The organism is Rhodococcus aerolatus, from assembly GCF_054783215.1.
The window spans coordinates 133,674-155,268 of record NZ_BAAGQZ010000044.1 but is presented as its reverse complement, the minus strand read 5'-3'; the positions used below and the strand labels follow the sequence as shown (position 1 = coordinate 155,268).

The 21,595-nt window shown below is 77.1% G+C and carries 21 protein-coding genes and 1 pseudogene; 6 read left to right on the top strand and 16 right to left on the bottom strand.

Annotation, left to right across the window (positions count from 1 at the left end):
• Window positions 1–15: 15 nt before the first annotated feature.
• From ACYVOF_RS16355 to ACYVOF_RS16340, 4 genes are read right to left on the bottom strand one after another with little or no spacing between them, the layout of a single operon-like run.
• Entirely contained in the window at window positions 16–1,296 is a 1,281-nt protein-coding gene (locus ACYVOF_RS16355; protein WP_460868297.1) for an NADH-ubiquinone oxidoreductase-F iron-sulfur binding region domain-containing protein, read from the bottom strand.
• The gene (locus tag ACYVOF_RS16350) at window positions 1,293–1,907 is read right to left on the bottom strand and encodes a ferric reductase-like transmembrane domain-containing protein (RefSeq protein ID WP_460868295.1); all 615 of its coding nucleotides are present in this window, start codon (window positions 1,905–1,907) and stop codon (window positions 1,293–1,295) included. Before ACYVOF_RS16350 ends, ACYVOF_RS16355 begins: the two co-directional genes overlap by 4 nt.
• The gene (locus ACYVOF_RS16345; RefSeq protein WP_460868293.1) at window positions 1,904–2,854 is read right to left on the bottom strand and encodes an FAD:protein FMN transferase; all 951 of its coding nucleotides are present in this window, start codon (window positions 2,852–2,854) and stop codon (window positions 1,904–1,906) included. Before ACYVOF_RS16345 ends, ACYVOF_RS16350 begins: the two co-directional genes overlap by 4 nt.
• On the bottom strand, window positions 2,851–3,147 hold the full coding sequence (locus ACYVOF_RS16340) for a hypothetical protein (RefSeq protein WP_460868291.1): 297 nt from the start codon (window positions 3,145–3,147) through the stop codon (window positions 2,851–2,853). Before ACYVOF_RS16340 ends, ACYVOF_RS16345 begins: the two co-directional genes overlap by 4 nt.
• 187 nt (window positions 3,148–3,334) lie before the next feature.
• Between ACYVOF_RS16340 and ACYVOF_RS16335 the strand changes: the two genes are divergently transcribed.
• From ACYVOF_RS16335 to ACYVOF_RS16315, 5 genes are all read left to right on the top strand, one after another.
• Window positions 3,335–3,805 carry a MarR family winged helix-turn-helix transcriptional regulator gene (locus ACYVOF_RS16335; protein ID WP_460868289.1) on the top strand — a complete coding sequence of 157 codons (471 nt, stop codon included), beginning with the start codon at window positions 3,335–3,337 and terminating at the stop codon, window positions 3,803–3,805.
• Window positions 3,806–3,901: 96 nt separating this feature from the next.
• Window positions 3,902–4,507, top strand: coding sequence for a DUF4190 domain-containing protein (locus ACYVOF_RS16330; RefSeq protein ID WP_460868287.1), 606 nt, complete (start codon window positions 3,902–3,904; stop codon window positions 4,505–4,507).
• A gap of 10 nt (window positions 4,508–4,517) precedes the next feature.
• Window positions 4,518–5,183, top strand: coding sequence for a DedA family protein (locus ACYVOF_RS16325; protein WP_460868285.1), 666 nt, complete (start codon window positions 4,518–4,520; stop codon window positions 5,181–5,183).
• Between the two features lie 216 nt (window positions 5,184–5,399).
• Window positions 5,400–5,708 carry a DUF3263 domain-containing protein gene (locus ACYVOF_RS16320; RefSeq protein WP_460868284.1) on the top strand — a complete coding sequence of 103 codons (309 nt, stop codon included), beginning with the start codon at window positions 5,400–5,402 and terminating at the stop codon, window positions 5,706–5,708.
• A complete protein-coding gene (locus ACYVOF_RS16315) occupies window positions 5,705–6,427 on the top strand; it encodes a LytR C-terminal domain-containing protein (protein WP_460868281.1) in 723 nt (240 codons plus the stop codon). Before ACYVOF_RS16320 ends, ACYVOF_RS16315 begins: the two co-directional genes overlap by 4 nt.
• A 13-nt stretch (window positions 6,428–6,440) precedes the next feature.
• On the opposite strand, the gene mnhG is transcribed toward ACYVOF_RS16315, so the two are convergent.
• The 12 genes and pseudogenes from mnhG to ACYVOF_RS16255 all read right to left on the bottom strand — a co-directional run bounded on the left by mnhG (window position 6,441) and on the right by ACYVOF_RS16255 (window position 19,935).
• Window positions 6,441–6,842 (bottom strand): monovalent cation/H(+) antiporter subunit G, encoded by a 402-nt coding sequence (gene mnhG, locus ACYVOF_RS16310; RefSeq protein ID WP_460868279.1) that lies wholly within the window; start codon window positions 6,840–6,842, stop codon window positions 6,441–6,443.
• Window positions 6,839–7,102, bottom strand: coding sequence for a monovalent cation/H+ antiporter complex subunit F (locus tag ACYVOF_RS16305; RefSeq protein ID WP_460868277.1), 264 nt, complete (start codon window positions 7,100–7,102; stop codon window positions 6,839–6,841). The genes mnhG and ACYVOF_RS16305 overlap by 4 nt, the downstream gene beginning before the upstream one ends.
• Window positions 7,099–7,653, bottom strand: coding sequence for a Na+/H+ antiporter subunit E (locus ACYVOF_RS16300; RefSeq protein ID WP_460868275.1), 555 nt, complete (start codon window positions 7,651–7,653; stop codon window positions 7,099–7,101). Before ACYVOF_RS16300 ends, ACYVOF_RS16305 begins: the two co-directional genes overlap by 4 nt.
• The gene (locus ACYVOF_RS16295) at window positions 7,650–9,257 is read right to left on the bottom strand and encodes a Na+/H+ antiporter subunit D (RefSeq protein WP_460868273.1); all 1,608 of its coding nucleotides are present in this window, start codon (window positions 9,255–9,257) and stop codon (window positions 7,650–7,652) included. The genes ACYVOF_RS16300 and ACYVOF_RS16295 overlap by 4 nt, the downstream gene beginning before the upstream one ends.
• Window positions 9,258–9,259: 2 nt before the next feature.
• A pseudogene (locus ACYVOF_RS16290) lies at window positions 9,260–9,706 on the bottom strand (Na(+)/H(+) antiporter subunit C); the annotation flags it as partial.
• A gap of 19 nt (window positions 9,707–9,725) precedes the next feature.
• Complete coding sequence (locus ACYVOF_RS16285) at window positions 9,726–12,656, bottom strand: Na+/H+ antiporter subunit A (RefSeq protein WP_460868271.1); 2,931 nt, start codon at window positions 12,654–12,656, stop codon at window positions 9,726–9,728.
• A 176-nt stretch (window positions 12,657–12,832) separates the two neighbouring features.
• A complete protein-coding gene (locus ACYVOF_RS16280; RefSeq protein ID WP_460868269.1) occupies window positions 12,833–15,154 on the bottom strand; it encodes an AAA family ATPase in 2,322 nt (773 codons plus the stop codon).
• Between the two features lie 37 nt (window positions 15,155–15,191).
• Window positions 15,192–16,052: a CDP-diacylglycerol--serine O-phosphatidyltransferase gene (gene pssA / locus ACYVOF_RS16275; RefSeq protein WP_460868491.1), complete on the bottom strand. Its 861-nt coding sequence runs from the start codon at window positions 16,050–16,052 to the stop codon at window positions 15,192–15,194.
• 92 nt (window positions 16,053–16,144) lie between these two features.
• Complete coding sequence (locus ACYVOF_RS16270) at window positions 16,145–16,897, bottom strand: phosphatidylserine decarboxylase (RefSeq protein WP_460868489.1); 753 nt, start codon at window positions 16,895–16,897, stop codon at window positions 16,145–16,147.
• Window positions 16,898–17,073: 176 nt separating this feature from the next.
• Window positions 17,074–17,346 (bottom strand): GlsB/YeaQ/YmgE family stress response membrane protein, encoded by a 273-nt coding sequence (locus ACYVOF_RS16265; protein WP_460868267.1) that lies wholly within the window; start codon window positions 17,344–17,346, stop codon window positions 17,074–17,076.
• 143 nt (window positions 17,347–17,489) lie between these two features.
• Window positions 17,490–18,710 carry a molybdopterin molybdotransferase MoeA gene (gene moeA / locus ACYVOF_RS16260; RefSeq protein WP_460868265.1) on the bottom strand — a complete coding sequence of 407 codons (1,221 nt, stop codon included), beginning with the start codon at window positions 18,708–18,710 and terminating at the stop codon, window positions 17,490–17,492.
• Window positions 18,711–18,771: 61 nt separating this feature from the next.
• Window positions 18,772–19,935 (bottom strand): PQQ-dependent sugar dehydrogenase, encoded by a 1,164-nt coding sequence (locus ACYVOF_RS16255; RefSeq protein WP_460868264.1) that lies wholly within the window; start codon window positions 19,933–19,935, stop codon window positions 18,772–18,774.
• 315 nt (window positions 19,936–20,250) lie between these two features.
• Here ACYVOF_RS16255 and ACYVOF_RS16250 point away from each other — a divergent pair, with 315 nt between their 5' ends.
• Window positions 20,251–21,543, top strand: coding sequence for a serine/threonine-protein kinase (locus tag ACYVOF_RS16250; RefSeq protein ID WP_460868262.1), 1,293 nt, complete (start codon window positions 20,251–20,253; stop codon window positions 21,541–21,543).
• Window positions 21,544–21,595 lie beyond the last annotated feature (52 nt).

The window sequence follows — 21,595 nt, the reverse complement described above, 5'->3', positions numbered from 1 at the left end:
CTGCTCGGGTGCGGCTCATCGGGGTCCTCCGTCGTGGTGGGTGCGGGCCTCGCAGCCGCCGGCCAGGTGGGCGCGGACGTCGGAGGCGAACTCGTGCAGCGTGCTGCGGACGAGCCGGGCGGTGCCGTCGGGGTGCCGGCACGATCCGCGGCCCTCGGCCAGTGACGCCAGCCGGGCGACCTCGCCGGGCAGCGACGGGTCGCGGTCCCCGGCGGCGAGCCGGCCCAGGGCGGCCGCGGTGGCGGGCAGGCCGTTGGCGCACGGCCCGCACTGCCCGGCGCTCTGCCCGGCCAGCCAGCCGGCGACGTGGGCGGCGGCGGCGAGCCCGCAGTGGTCGTGGCGCAGCGCCACGACCACCCCCGCTCCGGGGGTGGCGCCGTGCCCGGCGAGCTCGCCGCGGGAGAGCCGCGCCCCCCGCAGCGCGGCCGGGCCCAGCCAGGTGCCGTGGTAGCCGCCGACGAGCACCGCGCGCAGGTCGCGGGCGGTCACCCCGGCCGCGGCCAGCACCGACTCCAGCGGCACGGCACCGGGCACCTCGACCACGCCTGGGTGGGTGACGTCGCCGGACAGGGTGAGCAGCCGGGTGCCGGGGTCGTCCGCCGAGCCGACGGACCGGAACCAGGCGGCGCCCCAGCGGGCGAGCAGCGCGACGTGGGCGAGGGTCTCGACGTTGTGCACCAGCGTCGGCCGCCCCCCGACGCCCCGGGACACGACCGGCTCGGTGCGGTCCCACGGCAGGGCGCGGCGGCCCTCGACGGCGGCGACGACGGCGGACTCCTCCCCGGCGACGAACGTGTCCGGGGCGACGACCAGGGCGGGGGTGGCGCCTGCCCAGCCGGCGGCGCGGCGCTCGGCGAGCGCCCGGGTCAGCGCGGGGTGGGTGTGCTCGGGGGCGTAGAGGTGGGTGCGCTCGGTGCCCGCCGCCGCGGCGACGAGCGCGAGGCCGTCGAGCATGAGGTGCGGCACGGTGGCCAGCAGCAGCGCGTCCTTGTGGCTGGCCGGCTCGCCCTCGGCGCCGTTGGCGACGACGACCGCGCGGCCCCGGCGCCCGCCCGTGGCGCGCAGCAGGGCGTCGAGCTTGCGCCAGGTGGGGAAGGCGGCGCCGCCGCGGCCGGTGAGCCCGCTGTCGCGGAGCAGGGCGAGGAGCTCGTCGGCGCCGAGGGGGTGCAGCGGGCCGACGCGCTGGCGGTGCGCGGCCAGGTTCTCGGGGCCCGGCGGCAGCAGACGGTGCGTCGCCGCGTCGCGCGGGTCGGGTGGGGGGACGGGCGTGCGGGGTGCGGGCGCGGTGGTGGTCACGGGTGGGCGACCTCTCTGCTCGGGGTGGGGTCGAGCCGGCGGTCGGGGGCGGCACCGGCGCGGCGGTGGGCGTGCTCGGTGAACCCGGTGCTGACCCGCCACGCGGTGGCGGCGAGGACGGGGACCACGCAGCAGGCGAGCACGACGAGGAACCACGCCGAGCCGCTGTCGGTCCCGGTGCCCAGGGAGTGGGCGACGGCCAGGGGCCACAGCGCGTAGGCGGCCCAGTGCACGGTCTTCCACGCGCGGGGGCCGAGCCGGGCGCGCAGCAGGCTGGTCACCACGACGGCCGCGGTGAGGTCCAGGGCGAGGGTGCCCAGGCCGAGCCAGAACGGCTCGTAGCTGCCCAGGAAGGGGACCACCGCGTCGACCAGGGACAGCTGGGCGTAGGGGTCGAAGTACAGCGTGCCGATGTGGACGACGAGGAACACCACCGCCAGCAGCGAGGCGTTGCGGTGCACGAGGGTGACCGCGAAGCGGGGCAGGCCGGGGGCGGGCCGCCCGGAGCGGGTGAGCAGGCCGAGCAGCACGGTGGTGCTCATCAGCACGAGCAGGACCACCCCGGCGCCCCGGCCCAGCGCCCACAGCGCCTCGGAGCTGACGCCGCTCACGCCGCCACCGCCGCGACCTCGGTGGGCCAGCCGCCGAGCAGGTGGACCCGGCGGTCGGCGGCCACGAGCCGGGCGGGGGTGCCGGCGCGGTCGAGGTCGGCCCGGGCGCCGGCGCCGTGCACGAGGGCCGCGGTGGCCAGCGTGTTCGCCCGCAGGCACGTCGCCGCGGCCACGCTCATCGTCCGCCAGGCGGGGGCCGAGGGCAGCCCCGTCGCGGGGTCGAGCACGTGGTGGTGGGTGGTGCCGTCGTGGCGCCACCGCCGACGCAGGGTCGAGGAGGTGGCCAGCGCGTGCCCGCCGGGCAGGCAGACCTGGGTGCGGGGCTCGTCGCCCGGGTCGCCCACCTCGACCTGCCAGCCGGCGGCAGGCGCGGGTCCGGCCGTGGCGAGATCACCGCCGAGGTTGACCAGCACGCCGCAGCCCAGCTCGGCGCGCACCCGGGCCGCGGCACGGTCGGCGGTGCGGGCCTTCGCGGTGGCCCCGAGGTCGAGCTCGGCGCCGGCGGGGAGGGTGAGGGTGCGCCCGTCCAGGACGATGCGCGACCAGCTGGGCCGGCGGCGGACGACGACGCGCGGCGGCGCGGTCCGCGCGCCCGGGTCGGTGCTGCGGGGTGCCTCGAGCAGGGTGAGGTCCCGGTCGTAGCCGAGCGCGGCCATCGCCCCGCCCAGGGTCGGGTCCACGGCCCCGTCGGTGTCGACGGCCGCCTGCACCGCGACCGCGACGAGGTCGGCGAGCACGGCCGTCACCGCGACCGGGCGGCCGCCCGCGGACTGCACGGCGGCCAGCTCGGAGTCGGGGCGGAAGCGGCTGCACGCGGCGTCGGTGGCGGCGAGCTCGTCGCGGACCAGGGCTTCCGCCTCGGCGGCCACCGTCGGGTCGGTGACGACGACCTCCGCGGTGGTGCTCCAGACCGACCAGCGTCGGGCCACCGGCTCCGGGGTGCTCACGAGCCGCTCGACCGGGTCTGGGCCGCGCCGGAGCCCGGGGACACCGTCGTCGGTGCCGTGGTCTGCGTCGAGGTGGGGGTGCTGCTGGTGGTCGGGGTGCTGCTGGTCGTGCTCGTGCTGGACGAGCTCGTGCTGCTCGACGACTCGGTGCTGGTGGCCGCGGTGCCGGTCGAGGCCGCGTCGGCGGTGTGGCCGGCGGCCGCGGCGGTGGCACCGCCGATCCCCAGCGCGCCGAGCGCGACGAGGGCCGCGGTGGCCAGACGGGCGCGGCGGCGGCCGGTGGCGGGATCCATGGTTCCTCCGGGGGGTTGTGCGGGGTGGTGGTGCGGGTGGGTGCGTGGCGTCCTGGTGACCACCCTGCGGTGACCCGCTGCCCCGTCACTGGGGGAACGCTGTGAGGGTCCTGTGGGTGCCCGCGCCGGTAGCCTCGGACCCCCGGGTGCCCAGGCCGGGACCCGACGACGAGCAGGAGCACCGCCCGTGGCGCACGCGCTGGACGGCACCGAGCCCGCCGACCCCGTGGTGGGTCAGGCCGCCGAGCTCTACCTGACCCTGGGCCGGGTGCTGCGCCTGCTGCGGCGGGCGGGGACCGCGGCCGACCTCTCCCCGGGGTCGGCGTCGGTGCTCGCGACCGTGGTGGGGGCCGGCCCGCTGCGCCTCGGGGACGTGGCCGCCCGGGAGCAGCTCGCCGCGCCCACGGTGTCGCGCATCGTCACGGTGCTCGAGCAGGCCGGCTACCTCAGCCGCACGCCGGACCCCAGCGACGGCCGCGCCCAGCTGCTGGCCGCCACCGAGACCGGCACCGCCCTGGTGCGCGGGGTCACCTCGCAGCGCTCCCGCGCCCTGGCCGAGCGGATGCGCAGCCTCGACGAGGCGCAGCGCGAGGGGTTGCTGGTGGGGCTGACCGCCCTGGAGCGCTCCATGACGGAGGCCGACGCCCCGCCGGAGTGACGGGGTCGCCCCCGCCCGCGCCGTCCTGGTCCGCACGGGCCCCGGGCCGCTAGCGTGAGCGGCGACGCCCGATCCGCCCCATTCCTGGAGGTTCCCGTGAGCCAGCCCCACGACCCGTCCGAGAGCGGCCGCGACGCCGACCGCGGCGGCTCCCACGCCGCCGGCTCCGGCGACGGCGGCTTCCGGGACGTCGGCTCCCAGCAGGGCGGGTACGAGCAGGGCGGGTACGGCCAGGGTGGCTACCAGCAGAGCGGCCAGGGGTCCTACCCCCAGCAGGGCGGCTACCAGCAAGGGTCCTACCCGCAGCAGGGTGGCGACCCGTGGGGCGGGCAGCCGCCGGCGTCGCCGCGCAACGGGCTGGGCGTCGCCGCCCTCGTCCTCGGCATCCTGGCCATCCTCACCTCGTTCACCGTCATCGGCGGGGTGCTCCTCGGCCTCCTCGCGGTCGTGCTCGGCTTCGTCGGCCGCGGCCGTGCCAAGAAGGGGCAGGCCACCAACGGCGGGGTCGCCCTCGCCGGCATCATCACCGGCCTGGTCGGCCTGGTGCTGGGCATCCTGCTCGTCGTCGTCGGGGTGTCGTTGTTCAACAGCTCGGGCGGGAGCGACTTCATCAGCTGCGTGAACGACGCCGGCGGCGACCAGGCGAAGGTCCAGCAGTGCACCGACGAGTTCTCCAGCCAGCTGGGCGTGCCGACCACGTGAGCCCGCGCCCGTGATCGACCTGCTGACCTCGATCCCCCCGCTGTGGGTGGTCGTGGTCGTCGGGCTCGTGGTCGGTGTGGAGAGCATCGGCGTCCCGCTGCCGGGGGAGGCCGTCCTCATCGCGGCCACCCTCCTCGCGACCCAGGGCGTCGTCGCCCCGTGGTGGGTGGCGCTGGCCGCGATGGTCGGCGCGGTCGTGGGCGACTCCGTGGGCTACGCGCTGGGCCGCCGCCACGGGGTCCGGCTGCTGGCCCACCTCGCCGTGCGGTTCCCCCACCACCTCGGCCAGGCGCGGCAGGACCGGGCCGTGGGGCTGGTGCAGCGCTGGGGGGCGCTCGCTGTGTTCGCCGGTCGCTTCGTCGCGCTGCTGCGCGTGCTGGCGGGCCCGCTCGCCGGCTCGCTGCACATGCCGTACCCGAAGTTCCTCGTCGCCAACGTCACCGGGGGCGTCGTGTGGGCGGGGGGCACCGTCACCGCGGTCTACCTGCTCGGGGACGCGGCCATCACCGCGCTGCACGACGTGACCTGGGGGGCGCTGGTGGTGCTCGCCGTCGCCCTGGTGGTCCTGCTCGTCGTGCTCCGCGTCCGCCGCCGCCGCGCCCGCACCGGCACGACCACCGACGCGACCACCGACCCGACCGGCACCACCGCGGGCTCGAGCGCCGGGCCGGCCTGAGCACCGCTGCAGCACCGCCGCGACACTCTGCACCCCGACACCGCCCGCGCCACGCCCGCGCGCTCCCCGGGCAGCCCGCCCCAGCGTGGTTGAATGACCACGCACCACGGGCGAACTACACCCGTGTCATTCGTCCCGGTGCGCCCGCCGACCGGCGGAGCAGCAGACCCCCGCGCCGGGCGCCGCCCGGCCCGCAGATCCTGGCGAGGAGCCCCCATGGACGCCTCCGCGGCCCGCGAGGACAGCCCCGGTGACGGCACCCCGGCCGACGGGCTGACCCGCCGCGAGCACGACATCCTCACCTTCGAGCGCCAGTGGTGGAAGTACGCCGGCGCCAAGGAGGACGCCATCAAGGAGCTCTTCGGCATGTCCGCGACGCGCTACTACCAGGTGCTCAACGCCCTCGTGGACCGCCAGGAGGCCCTGGTGGCCGACCCGATGCTGGTCAAGCGGCTGCGCCGGCTCCGGGCGACGCGGCAGAAGGCGCGCGCGGCGCGGCGGCTCGGCATCGACCTCAGCCGGTGAGCACCCCGTCCGGGCAGCCCTCGCCCGTCCTGCGCGCGGCCGGCGTCGGCCTGGTCGCCGTGGCGCTGGTCCTCGGCGCCGTGGGGGTGCTCTCCAGCAGCGACGACTCCTCCGGGGCGAGCGCCGAGGGCACCCCGACCGGCACGGTGACCACCTCTCCGTCCGGCACGTCTCCGTCCAGCACCGACCCCTCCGCTGCGTCCCCGTCCAGCGCGTCCCCGTCCAGCACCGACCCGTCCGGCGCCCCCGGCAGCAGCGCACCCGGCAGCACCGCCAACACGCCGGGCAGCCCGCCGGCCGCGTCCCCCGCCCCCGGCACGGGCGCCGCGGGCGGCGGCACCGGCGGCACAGCAGGCAGCGGCACGGGCACCGCGGGCGGCACCGGCACCTCGAGTGGCGGGTCGGGCACCTCGGGCGGCACGGCCACGCCGGACCTCGCCGTCCCGGTGCGCGTGCTCAACAACAGCACCACCACGGGCCTCGCCGCGGACGCCGCCTCCCAGCTGCAGCGCTCGGGCTGGCGGGACGTCACCGTGGGCAACTACCCGCAGGGCATCATCCCCACCTCGACGGTCTACTACCGCCCGGGCACCGCCGAGCAGGCGGCCGCGCAGCAGATCGCCAGCACCTTCGGCACCCGGGTGGAGCAGCGCTTCGCGGGGCTGGAGGACGCCTCGCCGGGCGTCATCCTCATCGTCACCAACGACTTCCCCGGCTGAGCGCGGCCGCCCGTCAGGCCTCGGGCCGCTCCGGCGCCCCGGCCTGCGAGCGGGCGTCGTCCTCCGCGTCGGCGGCTGCCGCCTCGCGGTCGCGCGCCCACTCGTCGACCACCAGCAGGTCCTGCGAGGCCTCGCCCTCCAGGTACGCCACCCGGCCCAGCCGCTGCCCGACCAGCGGGGCGGTGATGAGCTGGAACAACCCGGCCAGCACCAGCAGCCCGAGGTCGATCGAGCTGCCCAGCTGCAGCGCGGTGCCCAGCAGCACCAGCAGCAGGCCCAGGGTCTGCGGCTTGGTCCCGGCGTGCATCCGGGTGGCCACGTCGGGGAAGCGCAGCAGGCCGATCGCCGCGGTCAGGGCCAGGGCGGAGCCGGAGATCAGCAGCACCGCGGAGACGACGTCGAGCACGGCGCTCACCGCTGCTCACCCCGGGCGCGGAAGCGGGCCACCGAGATGGACCCCAGGAAGCCGAGCAGCGTCAGCGCCGCCACCCCGGCGAGCACGGTCGAGTCCCCGGTGAACGCGGTGTGCGCGGCCACCCCGCACATGGCGACGGCCACCAGGGTGTCGGTGGCCACCACCCGGTCCAGGCTCGTCGGGCCCCGCACCAGCCGGACCACGGTGAGCGCGGCGGCGGACAGCAGCAGCACCGCGACGACGACGGCGACGACGCTCACCGCGGCTCCTCCGCCACGACGGTCACGTCGCTCCGGGTCCGGGTGGGCAGGGCACGCATCATGAGGTCCTCCAGCTGGCGGACCTGCGCGCGGTGCTGCGCCGCCCCGCCGTCCTCGTCGCAGTCGAGCGTGTGGGAGTAGAGCACCCGCCGGGCCTGGTCGATCTCCACGACCATGCTGCCGGGCACCAGGGTCACCACCAGGGCGACCAGGGCCAGCACCAGGTCGGAGTCGGTCTGCAGCTGCACGGCCACCACCGCGGTGCGCGGCGGCGGCCCGGGGCGCAGGGCGAGGCGGGCCACCTGCAGGCTGGAGGCGACGAGCTGCCCGGTCACGATGGCCACCAGGTGCAGCGAGGGCAGCAGCCGCAGCCGCCCCTCCGGCACCACCGGCGGCAGCGGCAGCGCCCAGCGCACCAGCACGGCGACGGCGAGCCCGGCGATCACGTTGGCCCACGACAGGGTGCCCCACAGCAGCACCCACACCGCGGCCAGCCACACCACGGCGGCGACGGTGGTGCCCAGCCGGCCCGGGCCGCGTCCGCCCCTCACCGCGGCTGCTCCCCGCCCGGGGCGCCGCCCAGCACGGTGGTGACGTAGCTGCTGCGGTCGTGCAGGTCCGTCGCCGCCCGGTCGGCCACGCCGAGCAGCGGCCCGGCCACCACCGTCAGCAGCAGGCTCACCCCGACGACGGCGACGGTGGGGGCGACCATCCCGGCCGGCATGGTCCCGGCCAGGGTGCGCTGCGCGACGGCGCTGTTGGCGGCGTCGTCGACCTGCTCGATGGGGCCCTCGTCGGTGCGGTCGCCCTCGGGCGCGTCGTCTCGGGAGCGCCAGAACGCCTTCGTCCACACCCGGGCCACGACGTAGAGGGTGAGCAGGCTCGTCACCACGCTGCCGCCGACCAGCACCCACGCCAGCACGCTGCCGTCGGCCACGCCCGCCTGGATCAGCGCGGTCTTGCCGATGAAGCCGGAGAACGGCGGGATGCCCCCCAGGTTGAGCGCGGGCACCAGGTACAGCCCGGCCAGGAAGGGGCTGACCACGGCCAGGCCGCCGAGGCGGCGCAGCGACGCCGAGCCGCCCTGGCGCTCGATGAGCCCCAGCACGAGGAACAGCGCGGTCTGCACCACGATGTGGTGGGCCACGTAGTAGATGGCCCCCGACAGGCCGGCGGCCGTGCCCAGCGCGACGCCGAAGACCATGTAGCCGATGTGGCTGACGAGGGTGAACGAGAGCAGGCGCTTGACGTCGGCCTGGGCGATGGCGCCGAAGATGCCCAGCACCATGGTCAGCAGCGCCGCCACCATGAGCACCGTGTCGAGGTCCCCGTCGGGGAACAGGATGGTCTGCGTCCGGATGATGGCGTAGACGCCGACCTTGGTCAGCAGCCCCGCGAACACCGCCGTCACCGGGGCGGGGGCCGTCGGGTAGGAGTCCGGTAGCCACGCCGAGAGCGGGAACACCGCCGCCTTGACCCCGAAGGCCACCAGCAGCGCGGCGTGGATCGCGGTGCGCACCCCGCCGGGCAGCTCCCCGGTGCGCAGCGAGATCTCGGCCATGTTCAGCGTGCCGACGGCCGAGTACACCAGCGTGATGGAGCCCAGGAAGACCAGGGAGGTCAGCAGGTTGACGACCACGTAGGAGACCCCGGCGCGGGTGCGGTCCTGCCCGCCGCCGAGGGTCAGCAGCACGTAGCTCGAGACCAGCAGCACCTCGAAGCCGACGTAGAGGTTGAACAGGTCCCCGGCGAGGAAGGCGTTGTTCACCCCCGCGGCCAGGGCCAGGAAGGTCGGCTGGAAGATCGAGACGGGTTGCCGCTCGTCGCCGTCGCGCACCCCCTGGCCGATGGCGTAGACGAGCACCGAGAGCAGCACCACCGCGGCGACGACGAGCATCAGCGCCGAGAGCCGGTCCACCACCAGGGTGATGCCGATCGGGGTCGCCCAGCCGCCCACCTGCAGCGCCGTGGGGCCGTCGCGGTCGGCGAGCACCAGCAGCGTCACGGCCACGGCGAGCGTCGCCGTCAGCACACCGGTGCTCACCAGGCGCTGCAGCTGCGGGCGGCGCCCCAGCACGAGGGTGGCCCCCGCGCCCAGCAGGGGCAGCAGGGTCGGCAGCGGGGTCAGCACGGACGCCGCGGAGGTGGCCGTCACGTGGGGCTCCCGTCGGGTCCGAAGCGGTCGCCCGCGGCGGTGTCGGCGCCGGTGGCGGGGTCGTCGGAGCGGTCGCGGTCCGGCGCGTCGGCCCCGGTGCGGCGGGCCACCGCGGCGGCCTCCGGGTCGTCCTGGACCTCCTCGGCGCGGGAGTTGACGAAGGCGCGGTAGGTCAGGGCCAGGAAGAAGGCCGTCAGACCCATGGTGATGACGATCGCGGTGAGGATCAGCGCCTGCACCAGCGGGTCGGCCACCGGCCCGTCCCCGGAGCGGCCCACGATCGGCGGCCCGCCCCCCGACCCGCCGGAGGTGAGCAGCAGCAGGTTGGTGGCGTTGCCCAGCAGCAGCACGCCCAGCAGCAGGCGGGTCAGGCTGCGCTCGAGCAGCAGGTAGACCCCGCACGCGTAGAGCACGGCCACCACCGCCAGCAGCCCCAGGTTGGCGCTCACGGCTGCACCCCGTCGCCCGTCACGCCCGGTACCCCTCGCGGATGGCGGGGGAGGTGTCGGTGCCGGCGTCGGCCAGCGTCGGGTTCGCGTCGTCCGCGTCCTCCCCCTCGTCGGTCGCGTCGAGGCCCGCGCCCAGGCTGCGGAGCACGTCGAGCACCAGGCCGACCACGATCAGGTACACCCCCACGTCGAAGAACAGGGCGGTGACGAGCTTGACGTCGCCCAGCACGGGCAGCGTCACCTCGAGCACGGCCGAGGAGAGCACGGGGGCGCCGAGCGCGATCGACGCCGCCGCGGTGCCGCCGGCCAGCAGCAGGCCCACGCCGAGGATCGCGCCCACGTCGACGGGCACCGTCTCGCCGAGCTCGTAGCGGCCCCCGGCCAGGTAGCGCACGACCAGGGCCAGCCCGGCGGTCAGGCCGCCCGCGAACCCGCCGCCCGGGGCGTTGTGCCCGCTGAACAGGAAGTACACCGAGAGCACCATGATCGTCGGGAACACCAGCCGGGCCGCGACCTCGAGCACCAGCGAGCGCAGCTCGGGGTCGACGAGCTCGCCGCCGCGCAGCCAGGTCGTCCCGCCCTCCCGCGCGCTGTCCGGGGCGTTCGCGAGCTGGGCGTCGGTCACCCGCGGGGCGCTGCCGAAGCGGCGGTGCCGGAACACCAGGCTCGCCACCCCGGTCGCCGCCACGAGCAGCACCGAGATCTCGCCGATCGTGTCCCAGGCGCGGATGTCGACCAGCGTGACGTTGACGACGTTCTTCCCCTCGCCCCGGCCGTAGGCGGCCTCCGCGAAGAGCACCGAGATCGGCGTGGTGCTCCGGGCGTTGACCGCGAACGCGGCCAGGGTGGTCAGCACCAGCGACACCGACACCGCCAGCAGCACCCGCAGCGAGCGCCGGGCCACGGGCTTGCGCTGGGCGATCCGGGGCGGCAGCTTGCGCAGCACCAGCACGAACATGACCAGCGTCAGGGTCTCCACCAGCACCTGGGTCAGGGCCAGGTCGGGCGCACCGTGCAGGGCGAACACCACGGCCGCGGCGTACCCGGTGGCGCCGACCAGCAGCACCGCGGAGAGCCGGCCGCGCACCACCACGGCGGCCACCGCGGCGACCGTGGCCAGCGCGAGCACCACGGCCTGCCCGGGGGAGTCCCACAGCCGCACCGACAGCGCGGGTCGGTCCCCCACCAGCAGCGCGACGCCCGGCACCACGGCCAGGGTGAGCACGATGGTGGCCAGGTTGACCGATAGCTTGCCGCGCTGGGTGAGCTGGGTGAAGCGCAGCGACAGCGTGTCGGCCAGCCGCAGCGAGCCGTCGTAGACCCGGTCGGCGTTGCCCAGGGCCGGGCTGGCGAACTGCAGCCGGATGACCTGGTCGGTGTAGCGGAACAGCACCAGCCCGCCGACGATGCAGAACAACGAGAGCCACACGGGCACGCCGAGGCCGTGCCACACCGCGAGGTGGTAGGTCTCCTCGACGCCAGGCGCCGGGGGCAGGGTGTCGGCGTAGGGGGCGAGCAGGTCGTCGAGCAGCGGGGCGGCCAGCCCGGCGGCGAGGCTGAGCACGGCCAGCACCACCGGCGGCGCCTGGAACAGCCACCCCGGCGCGTGCATCTCCCGGACCGCGCGCGACGGCCGCGAGTCGCCCTTGGCGCCGAACGCGCCCCAGACGAAGCGCAGGCTGTAGGCGACGGTGAGCACTGAGCCCAGGACCACCCCGACGAGGGCGGTGACCGACCACACCGCGGCCGGCACGCCCGCGGTCGTGGGGATGCCGTCGTGCAGCAGCGTCTCGAACGCCGCCTCCTTGCCGACGAACCCGATGAACGGCGGGATGCCGGCCATGGACAGCGCCGCGGCCCCGCCGGCGGCGGCCAGCACGGGGTGGCGGCGGCCCAGCCCGGCGAGGTCGCGCAGGTCCCGGGTGCCGCTGGCGTGGTCGATGACCCCGACGGTGAGGAACAGCGTCGACTTGAACAGGGCGTGCGCGACGACCATCGCGAGCCCGGCCAGGGCGACGTCGCGGCTGCCCGACCCGACGAGGACGACGAGGAAGCCGAGCTGGCTGACGGTGCCGAACGCGAGGACGAGCTTGAGGTCGTACTCCCGCAGGGCGCGCCACCCCGCGACGAGCATGGAGACCAGCCCGAGGGTGATGACCACCGGCCGCCACGGCGCCGAGTCCGCGTAGGCGGGGGCGAGGCGGGCCAGCAGGAACACCCCGGCCTTGACCATGGCCGCGGCGTGCAGGTAGGCGCTGACCGGGGTCGGGGCGGCCATCGCACCGGGCAGCCAGAAGTGCATGGGGATGATGGCGGACTTGCTCAGCGCACCGACGAGCACCAGCGCGACGGCCACCCCGGCCAGCCAGCCGTGGGGGGCGCGCTCGACGACGTCGGAGAGCAGGTAGCTGCCGGCGAGCCGGCCCAGCACGACGATGCCCACCAGCATCGCCAGCCCGCCGGTGGTGGTGACCAGCAGGGCCTGGGTGGCGGCGCGGCGGCTGGTGGCCTGCTCGTTGTAGTGCCCGACGAGCAGGAACGACAGCACCGTCGTCAGCTCCCACGCCACGTAGAGCAGCAGCATGTTGTCGCTGACGACGAGCAGCAGCATCGTGCCAGCGAAGGCGGTGAGGTACGCGGCGAAGCGGCCCAGCCGCGGCTCGCCGTCGGTGAAGTAGCGGGCGCAGTAGACCAGCACCAGCGCCCCCACCCCGGAGACCAGCACGGCCATCACCTGGGCGAGGGAGTCGAACCGCAGGGTGACGCTGAGGTCGATCGACGGGGCCCACGCCACCTCGGCACGCAGCTCCTGGCCCCAGTGCAGGGCGGTCCACACCAGCGCGGCCAGCGGGGCGAGGGCGAGCAGCAGGAACGCCGAGCGGCCCAGGACGCGCACCAGCAGCGGCGCGAGGAGCGCAGCCAGGGCGTGGACGAGCAGCAGGGCGAGCAAGGGGGGAGCTCCGTCGGTCAGGGCGAGCGGTCGGGCGGTGGCCGGCGGGGGCGCGCGACGATGTCGTCCGGCTGCGCCACAGCGTGCTCCCAGCCTACCGGGGGGCGCGACGGGGCCGCCGCGGCTGCGCGGTCAGCGCCGGACAGCTGCGCCGTCAGCGCGAGTCGGCTGCGCGGTCAGCGCCGGTCGGCGTAGGCCTGCAGGGCCGCCACCTGCACCGGATCCAACGACGGCCGCACCGCCGCGCGGGCGGCGGCCACGTCGGCGGCGGACACCGCCGCCGCGTCGACCGACCGGCGCATCGCTGCCATCGCCGCCTCCCGCAGCAGCGCGGCGCAGTCCGCGGCGGAGAAGCCGTCCAGGTCGTCGGCCAGCGCGTCGAGGTCGACGTCGTCGGCCAGCGGCACCGCCGCCCCCGCCGCGCGCAGCACCGCCGCCCGGGCCTGCGCGTCGGGCGGCGGGACGAACACCAGCCGCTCGAGGCGGCCCGGGCGCAGCAGCGCCGGGTCCACCAGCTCAGGCCGGTTCGTCGCCCCCAGCACCACCACGTCGCGCAGCGGCTCCACCCCGTCGAGCTCGGTGAGCAGCGCGGCCACCACCCGGTCGGCCACCCCGGAGTCCGAGCTCTGCCCGCGCCGCGGCGCCAGCGCGTCGACCTCGTCGAGGAACACCAGCGACGGCGCCGAGCCGCGCGCGCGGGCGAACAGGTCGCGCACCGCCTTCTCCGACGCACCCACCCAGCGGTCCATCAGCTCGCCGCCCTTGACGGCGTGCACCGAGAGCCGTCCCGAGCCGGCCAGCGCCCGGACGAGGAACGTCTTGCCGCACCCGGGCGGGCCGTAGAGCAGCACCCCGCGCGGGGGCTCGACCCCGAGGCGGGTGAACGAGTCCGGGTGCTGCAGCGGCCACAGCACCGCCTCGGTCAGGGCGGCCTTGGTCTCGACCATGTCCCCGACGTCGTCGAGGGCGAGGCTGCCCACGGCGAGCTCGTCGGTGCCGGAGCGCGACAGCGGCCGGGTCGCGGCCGCCGCGGCGAGCAGGTCCGCTTGGCTGATCGCCGGCTCGGCCCTCCCGCGGCGGGCCCGGGCGGCGGCCCGCAGCGCGGCGTCGCGGCGCAGGGCCAGCAGGTCGGCGGCGACGAAGCCGGGGGTGCGGGCGGCCACCGCGGCGGCGTCGACCCCGGTGGTGGGCAGGTCGCGCAGCAGCAGCTCGAGCAGGCCCGCCCGCACCCGCGCGTCGGGCAGGGCGATGCCGAGGTCGCGGTCGCACAGGTCCGGGGCGCGCAGCCGGGGGTCCACCGCGTCGGGCTCGGAGGTGGTGGCGACGAGGGCCACCCCGGGGCGGGCGGTGGCCGCGCGCAGCTCGTCGAGCACGAGGGTGGCCACCGGCGCGGGCGGCACCTGCGTGCGGCTCGCGTCGGGCAGCAGCGCCTCCACGTCGCTGACGAGCAGCACGCCCCCGCCGGAGACCCGGGCGACGGCGGCGCGCACCCGGTCCAGCGCGGTGCCCGGGTCCACGGCGCCCACGGTGGGGCCGTCGAGCTCGACCACGGTGCGGTCCGCGGCCACGGTGCGCACCAGGGTGGCCTTGCCGACCCCGGCCGGGCCGGAGAGCAGCACCCCCAGGTGCCCGCTCGCCCCGAGGCCCGCGAGCAGCGCCGGGTGGTCGAGGCTGAGCTCGAGCCACTCGGCCAACCGCGCGGCGACGTCCTGCGCGCCGAGCAGGTCCGCGACGGCCAGCGGCCGCGTCACCGGGGTGGGTGGGGACGGCTCGCCGGCGTGGGCGCGGGAGCGCAGGTCCGGCCCGGTGGCGTCGGGGCGGGACGGCGTGCTCGGGGGAGTCGGCGCCGCGGCGGGGTGGCCGTCAGGAGCGGCACCGTCCGCCCCGCCGTCCGCCACCGCGCCGCCTGCCACCGCGCCGCCGGCCGCGCCGTCGGTGGTGGCGGCGCCCGCCCAGCCGGCGGCGCAGCCGGGCCCGACCGCGACCGGTCCGGCAGGCTCGGTGGCGGTGACGGTGAGCAGCTCCGTGGTCCACGTCGGGCCGATGGCCCCGGACAGCGCGCCGCGGGCCGCGGCTGCGCCCGTGTCCGGCCCGACGTCGCGGGGCAGCAGCGACACGGTGTCGCCCGTGGTGAGCACCTTGCCCAGCAGGACCTGGCGCAGCGTCGTCGCCGGCACCGAGCGGGTGGCCAGCGTGGACCCGGCGAGGGTGACCCGGCGGGCCGGAGCGGGGGAGACGGCCTCGACCACCACCGCCGCGCCCTCGCGCAGCCCGGTGTTGGACAGGGCGACGTCGTCGAGCAGGGCCGTGCCCGGGGCGGTGTCACCAGGGGCCGCGGCGGCCACGGCGGCGGTGCGGCGCGCCCCGAGCAGCGAGACCGCCGCCCACTCGCGCAGCCCCAGCGCGGCGAGCACCTCCGGGTGCAGCCGCACCACCCCGCGCCGGGCGTCGGCCGCGGACGGGTTGAGCCGCACGGTCAGCGTGAGGGTCGGCGCCACCGCCCCAGGCTAGGGGTGCGCACCGTGCGGGTCCGGCTCAGCGGGCGGGGCGGCTGCGCCCGGCGACGGCGCGGGAGCGGCGCCGCAGCCGCGGGCGGCGGCGGGGCAGCGACTTGCGGATGGCGCGGCGCTCCCGCGGGGAGGAGTCCCAGGCGACGGGGTGCGCGGCGAGCCACCGGCTGCGGTGCGCCGCGTAGGGGATGTGCGCGAGGTAGGCCAGCACGAGCCCGAGCAGGACCAGCAGCGGGAACGTGATGAGGCCCGCCGCGAGCGCGCCGACCCCGACGAGCAGCGCGGCCGCGAGCCGCGGCGGCACCCGCGCGGACTTCAGCGACAGCGTCGGCACCCGGCTGATGGCCAGGCCGGCGGCCAGCACCACCCACACCTCGACGACGACCGTCGAGCTCCACCAGCCCTCGCCGAGCTCGAGCGACGCCGTGACCGGGGCCAGCACGATGACCGCGGCCGCGGGGGCGGGCACCCCGACGAAGAACTCCTTGGTCCACGAGGGCTGCTCGTCCTCCCCGCCGAGCAGGGTGTTGAACCGGGCCAGCCGCAGCACCAGGCACACCGCGTAGAGCAGGGAGACCACCCAGCCCAGCCGGGAGCCCTCCAGCAGGGTGACGTAGAGGACCAGCGCGGGCGCGACGCCGAAGGACACCGCGTCGGCCAGCGAGTCGAGCTCGGCGCCGATGCGGCTGGTCGCGTCGAGCATGCGGGCGATGCGGCCGTCGAGGGCGTCGAGCACGGCGGCGGCGCCGATCATCGCCAGGCTCGCCGCGGGGGTGCCGTCCAGGGCGAACTTGATGGCCGAGAGGCCGGCGCAGAGCGCGAGCACGGTGACGGCGCTGGGCAGCACCCGCACGGTGCTGCGGGTCTCGGTGTCGGCGGCGTCGATGCGGCCGGGGGTGCGCGGCGCGGCGCGCGACCCGCCGGGGGCGTCGCCGCGGCGGCGCGACGGCGCCGACCGGCCCCCGGCGCGGCCCGCGGTCACGGCAGCTCGCCGAGGACGGTCTCGGCCCCCACCGTGCGCTGGCCGACCTCGACGAGCAGCCGGGACCCCTCGGGCAGGTAGGTGTCGACGCGGGAGCCGAAGCGGATCAGCCCGTAGGTCTCGCCGCGGGCCAGGGTGGCGCCCGGTGCGGTGCTGCAGACGATGCGGCGCGCGAGCAGCCCGGCGATCTGCACGACGACGACCTCGTGGTCCCCCTCGGTGGTGCGCAGCAGCAGGGCCGTGCGCTCGTTGCGCTCGCTGGCCTCGGGCAGGTCCGCCGAGAGGAACGCCCCGGGGGTGTGGTGCACGTCGACGACCCGGCCGCCGACGGGGCTGCGCTGCACGTGGACGTCGAGCACCGAGAGGAAGACGCTGACCCGGGGGCGCGCGGCCGGGCCCAGGCCCAGCTCGGCGGGCGGCACGGCCGTGTCGACGAGGGCGACGGTGCCGTCGGCGGGGGCGACGGCCACGCCGCGCCGGGTCGGCGGGACGCGGGCCGGGTGGCGGAAGAACGTGGCGCACGCCAGCGCGGTGGCCGTGGCGGTGCGACGGACCAGCCGCGAGCGGCGGCCCAGCAGGCCCACCACGGCCGGGGCCACGACGAACGGGAGGCCGGCGGGGTGCAGCGGGGGCACCGCCTCGCGGACCAGGGCCAGCACGTGGCCGGGGTCGAGCCCCTCGCGCGCGGGGCCGGGGTGCTCGAGCGGGGCGGTGGCCTCGTCTCGCGCGGGGCGGGGTCGGCGGGCCATCTCGTCCGTCACTCCTCGGTCGTCGGGCCGGCTGCTCCGGCGGTCGGCGCGACGGGCGCGCGGGCCGGGGGTGGTGACGGCTGGCCCCGGTTCGCGCCGGCCCGCCCCACGCTACGGGAGAGGCAGGCGGCGCTGGGGGCGTCCGGGGGCCGGCTGGGCGGCCCCCGGGACGTGGCTCAGCGACGGGCCTTGTTGCCCGTGACCGCCTTGACGATGAAGAGCAGGATGATCGAGCCGAGGAGCGCGACGAGGAACGAGAAGATGATCCCGCCGCCCTTGACGTCGACGCCGAACAGGTTGAGCAGGAAGCCGCCGAGCAGGCCCCCGACGATCCCGACCACGATGTTCAGGATGATGCCCTGCTGGGCGTCGGTGCCCATGACCTTGCTGCCGATCCAGCCGGCCAGCCCGCCGATGATGATCCAGCCGATGATTCCGAGACCGAGCATGACGACTCCTCCGTTGGGTGGGCCGCCCGTCCGGGCGGTCCTCGCGACGATCGTGGCACCAACGATCATCGAGCACCCAACGACGGCTGCGGGGCCGGTGGGACGGGTGGGACGCGGCGGGCCACCGTCCCGGCGCGGGGGGCTCAGGCGGGGTCGAGCAGCCAGACGTCGACCTCGTCGCCGACACCGACGTCGGTGACGTCGGCGGGCACGTCGAGCAGGCAGTCCGACGCGGCGAGGTAGCGCAGGAAGTGCGACGCCGGCGGGCCCATCGTCACCACCGTGGCCGTGTCGAGGTCCAGGCTGCCGCGGCGGAACTGCCGCTTGCCCGCCGGGGACCGCAGCGGCTCGCCGAGGCGGGCCCGCACCACGGGCCGGTCGACGTCCGGGTAGCCCATGGCCCGGCGCAGCGCGGGGCGGACGAACACCTCGAACGACACCAGCGAGCTCACCGGGTTGCCCGGCAGCGTCACCACCGGCACCCCGTCGAGGGTGCCCGCGCCCTGCGGCATGCCGGGCTGCATCGCGACCTTGGTGAACTCGACGCCCCGGTCGGCCAGCGCGTCCTTGACCACCTCGTAGGCGCCCGCGCTGACCCCGCCGGAGGTGACGACGAGGTCGACGTCGGCCAGCCGCTCACGTAGCCGGCCGAGGAAGGCGTCCACGTCGTCGGGCACGAACAGCAGCTGCTCGGCCACGGCCCCGGCCGCGCGGACCGCGGTCGCCAGCATGACGCCGTTGGACTCGTGGATCTGGCCGTGGGCCAGCGGCTCCCCGGGGGCGACGAGCTCGCTGCCGGTGGAGAGCACCAGCACGCGCACCGGGGGGTGCACCGTCGCCGTCGCCTCGCCGAGCGCCCCGACGAGGCCGACCTGGGCGGCGCCGAGCACGGTGCCCGCCCGCAGCACGGTCTCCCCGGCCGCGACGTCCTCCCCGGCGCGGCGCAGGTGGTGCCCCGCCTCGCGGGCCTCGCGGACCTCCACGGTGCCGCCGTCGCCGATGGTGCCCGTGCCCCCGTCGGTCGCCTCCACCTGCACCACCGCGTCGGCGCCCTCGGGCAGCGGGGCACCGGTCATGATGCGGTGCGCGGTGCCGGGCTCCAGGGGCGGGCCGTCGACCCGCCCGGCCGGGACGTCCGCGGCCACGACGAGCCGCACGGGGTGCTCGGCGCTCGCGCCGGCGACGTCCGCGGCGCGCACGGCGTAGCCGTCCATGGCCGAGTTGTCGAAGGCGGGCAGCGGCCGGGCCGCGACGAGGTCGTGGGCGAGCACCCGTCCCGCGGCCCGCTCCAGCGGCAGCGCGACGGGGGTGGTCGGGGGCAGGAGCGAGGCCACGAGGGCCTGGTGCTCGGCAACGGTGCGCACGCGCCCGATCCTGCCCCCCGCTCCCGGGGTTGTCCGCACGCGCCGCGGGTCCGGCGACGCCTCAGCCCGGGGTGACCCGCAGGACCACGTCGGTGCCGCCCCCGTTGTCGGTGGTGACGAGCAGCGAGCCGTCCGCCGCGGCCGTGACCGAGCGGAGCCGTCCGCGGTCGGTGAGCACGTCGACCCGCGCCGTGGCGGGGCCGCCGTCGGCGGGCAGCTGCAGCAGCATGAGCTCGTTCCCCTTCTGCACCCCGACGGCGAGCCAGTCGGCCCAGCGGCCCCAGGCGGCCCCCCGGGTGAACGCCGCGCCGCTGGTCGCGATCGTCGACGGGCCCGAGCTCCACACCGCGGGGGTGCCGCCCGGACGGGTCATGGGCACGGTCTCGTTGTAGCCCGCGGCGCCGAAGGGGTAGACCGGGTTGTACCCGTAGTCCGCGCCCGCGGTGACCAGGTTGACCTCGTCGTCTCGGTAGGTGCCCTGCTCGACGCTGTAGAGCTGCTCCGTGGTCGGCCGCACGGCCAGGCCCTGGACGTTGCGGTGGCCGTAGCTCTGGACGCGCGGGTCACCGCCACCGCCGAGGAACGGGTTGCCGGGCCACCCGGCGCCGGTCGCGGCGTCCACGCGGAGCGTCTTGCCGCCGAGGGAGAACCGGTCCTGCGGGGTGGTGCCGATGGCCGCGTCCCCGGTGCCGATGACGAGCGAGCCGTCCCCGAGGTCACGGACGCGGCAGCCGCCGTGGCGGCCGGTCGCGGTGGGCATGCCGTCGACCACGGTGCCGGTGCGGGTGAGCGCGGTGGCGCCGGCGTCGAGGGTGTAGCGGGCGACCTCGATGCGGTTGGGCCCGCCCGCGTCGGCGAGGCGGCCCTGGCAGGCGTAGACGGTCCGGTCGTCGGCGAACCGGGCCGAGAGCTCGAGGCCCATGAGCCCGGTCTCCCCGTTGGCGTACAGCGTGGTGGTGTCGAACGCGACCTGCCGACGCGGCCCGCCGGGGGCGGCGGCGAACACCGTGCCGCTGCGTTCCCCCGTCAGCAGCGTCCCGTCGGGCAGCTCGACGACGTCCCAGGGCTTGGTGAGCCCCGTCATCTCCTCGGTCACCGTGAGGGTGGGGACGCGGTCCGGGGGCGGGGTGCTCGTGGTCGACGGGGCGGTCGTCGTGGTGGTCGTCGGGGTGGTGGGTGGCGTGCTCGACGTCGTCGGGGTCCCGGGCTGGGACGAGCCGGGCACGGACGACCCGGGCTGCGAGGAGCCCGGTGCCGAAGTCCCGCTCGGCGCCGCGGTGCCCGACCCGCCCGGCGAGCCTCCCGCCAGCGGTTTGCACGCCGGCAGCAGCAGCGTCAGGGCCAGCACACCGACCACCCCGCCGCGTCGTGCCCGTGCCCCCGCCGTCGGACCCGCCATCGTGCCGCCCCCTCGTCGCCGTGTGTCGCTCCGTGATGGTAAAGACACCGTCAGTGACACGCCAGGCCAGGGCAAGGTCGACCGTGGGGGCGCCCGTCGGGGCGCCGGTGGGTGGGCGGCGGCGACGCTAGGGTGCGGGGCGTGCCCGATCCCGTGCCCGAGCCCGAGGCCGACGCGCCCGCGAGCGACCTCGTCGGGCGGCGGCTGGGCCACTACCGCGTCGAGGCCGTCATCGGCCGCGGTGGCATGAGCATCCTCTACCGGGCCACCGACCTGCGGCTCGGCCGCGCGGTCGCGCTGAAGATCATGTCCGAGGCGCTGGCCGACGACGCCGAGTTCCGCGAGCGCTTCGTCGACGAGGCCCGCAACACCTCCGCGCTCGACCACCCGCACGTGGTGCCGCTCTACGACTTCGGCGACCTCGAGGGCACGCTGTTCCTGGCCATGCGCTACGTCGAGGGCGTGGACGTGGCCCAGCTTCTCGCCGACGGGCCGCTGGCCCCGGGACGCGCGGTCGCGCTGCTGGCCCAGGTGGCCGACGCGCTCGACGCGCTGCACGCGCGCAACCTCGTGCACCTCGACATCAAGCCCGCCAACATCCTCGTCACCCGCCGGGCCGGCCACGGCACCGAGCACGTCTACCTGGCCGACTTCGGGCTCACCCGCCGCGGGGTGACCGGCCAGCGCACCGCCTCGGGCGACTTCCTCGGCTCCCCGACCTACGCCGCGCCGGAGCACCTGCGCGGCGACCGGGTCGACGCCCGCACCGACGTCTACTCCCTGGCCTGCGTGCTGCACGCCTGCCTCACCGGGCACGCGCCGTACCGCGGCACGGTCGACGAGGTCATCGACGGCCACCTCGCCGGGCGGGTGCCGCGGGTCGGCGACGAGGTCGAGGTGCCCGCCGCGGTGGACGAGGTGCTCGCCCGCGGCATGGCCCCCACCCCGGCCGGGCGTCCCGGCTCCTGTACCGAGCTCGTCGAGCTGGCCCGCCGCGCCCTGGCCGGCGCGCCGCAGGACACCCCGGCACGGCCGCGCGGCGCCGGCCGGCCCGGTGCGCCCGACCCCGGCTCCGGCCCCGCCGGGCGCTCCCTCGGGTCGGGTCCCGCCGGGGGGTCCCTCGGGTCGGGCCCCGCCGGGGGGTCCCTCGGGTCGGGCCCGTCGGGTCCCGGTGGCTCGGGCCCGTCCGGCCCGGTGCCCGCCGCGGCGTGGTCGCCGTCCGACACCGGGGGCTACGGCCCGCCGACCGTGCCCGGCGCCCCGCCGCCGGTCGGGATCGACGCCATGCGGGTCCGGGCGCCCGCGCCGACCCGCTCGGGCAACGCGTTCACCGGCCCGGCCGCGGGCTCGTCGACGCCCGCCTGGGTCTGGCCCGCGGTCGGGGTGCTCGCCCTGGTGCTCGTGGTGCTGCTGCTGGTGCTCGTCCTGGGCTGATCCCGCCCGGGAGGACGTTGCACTCGTCGGGGGCGAGTGCTAGGAATTGACC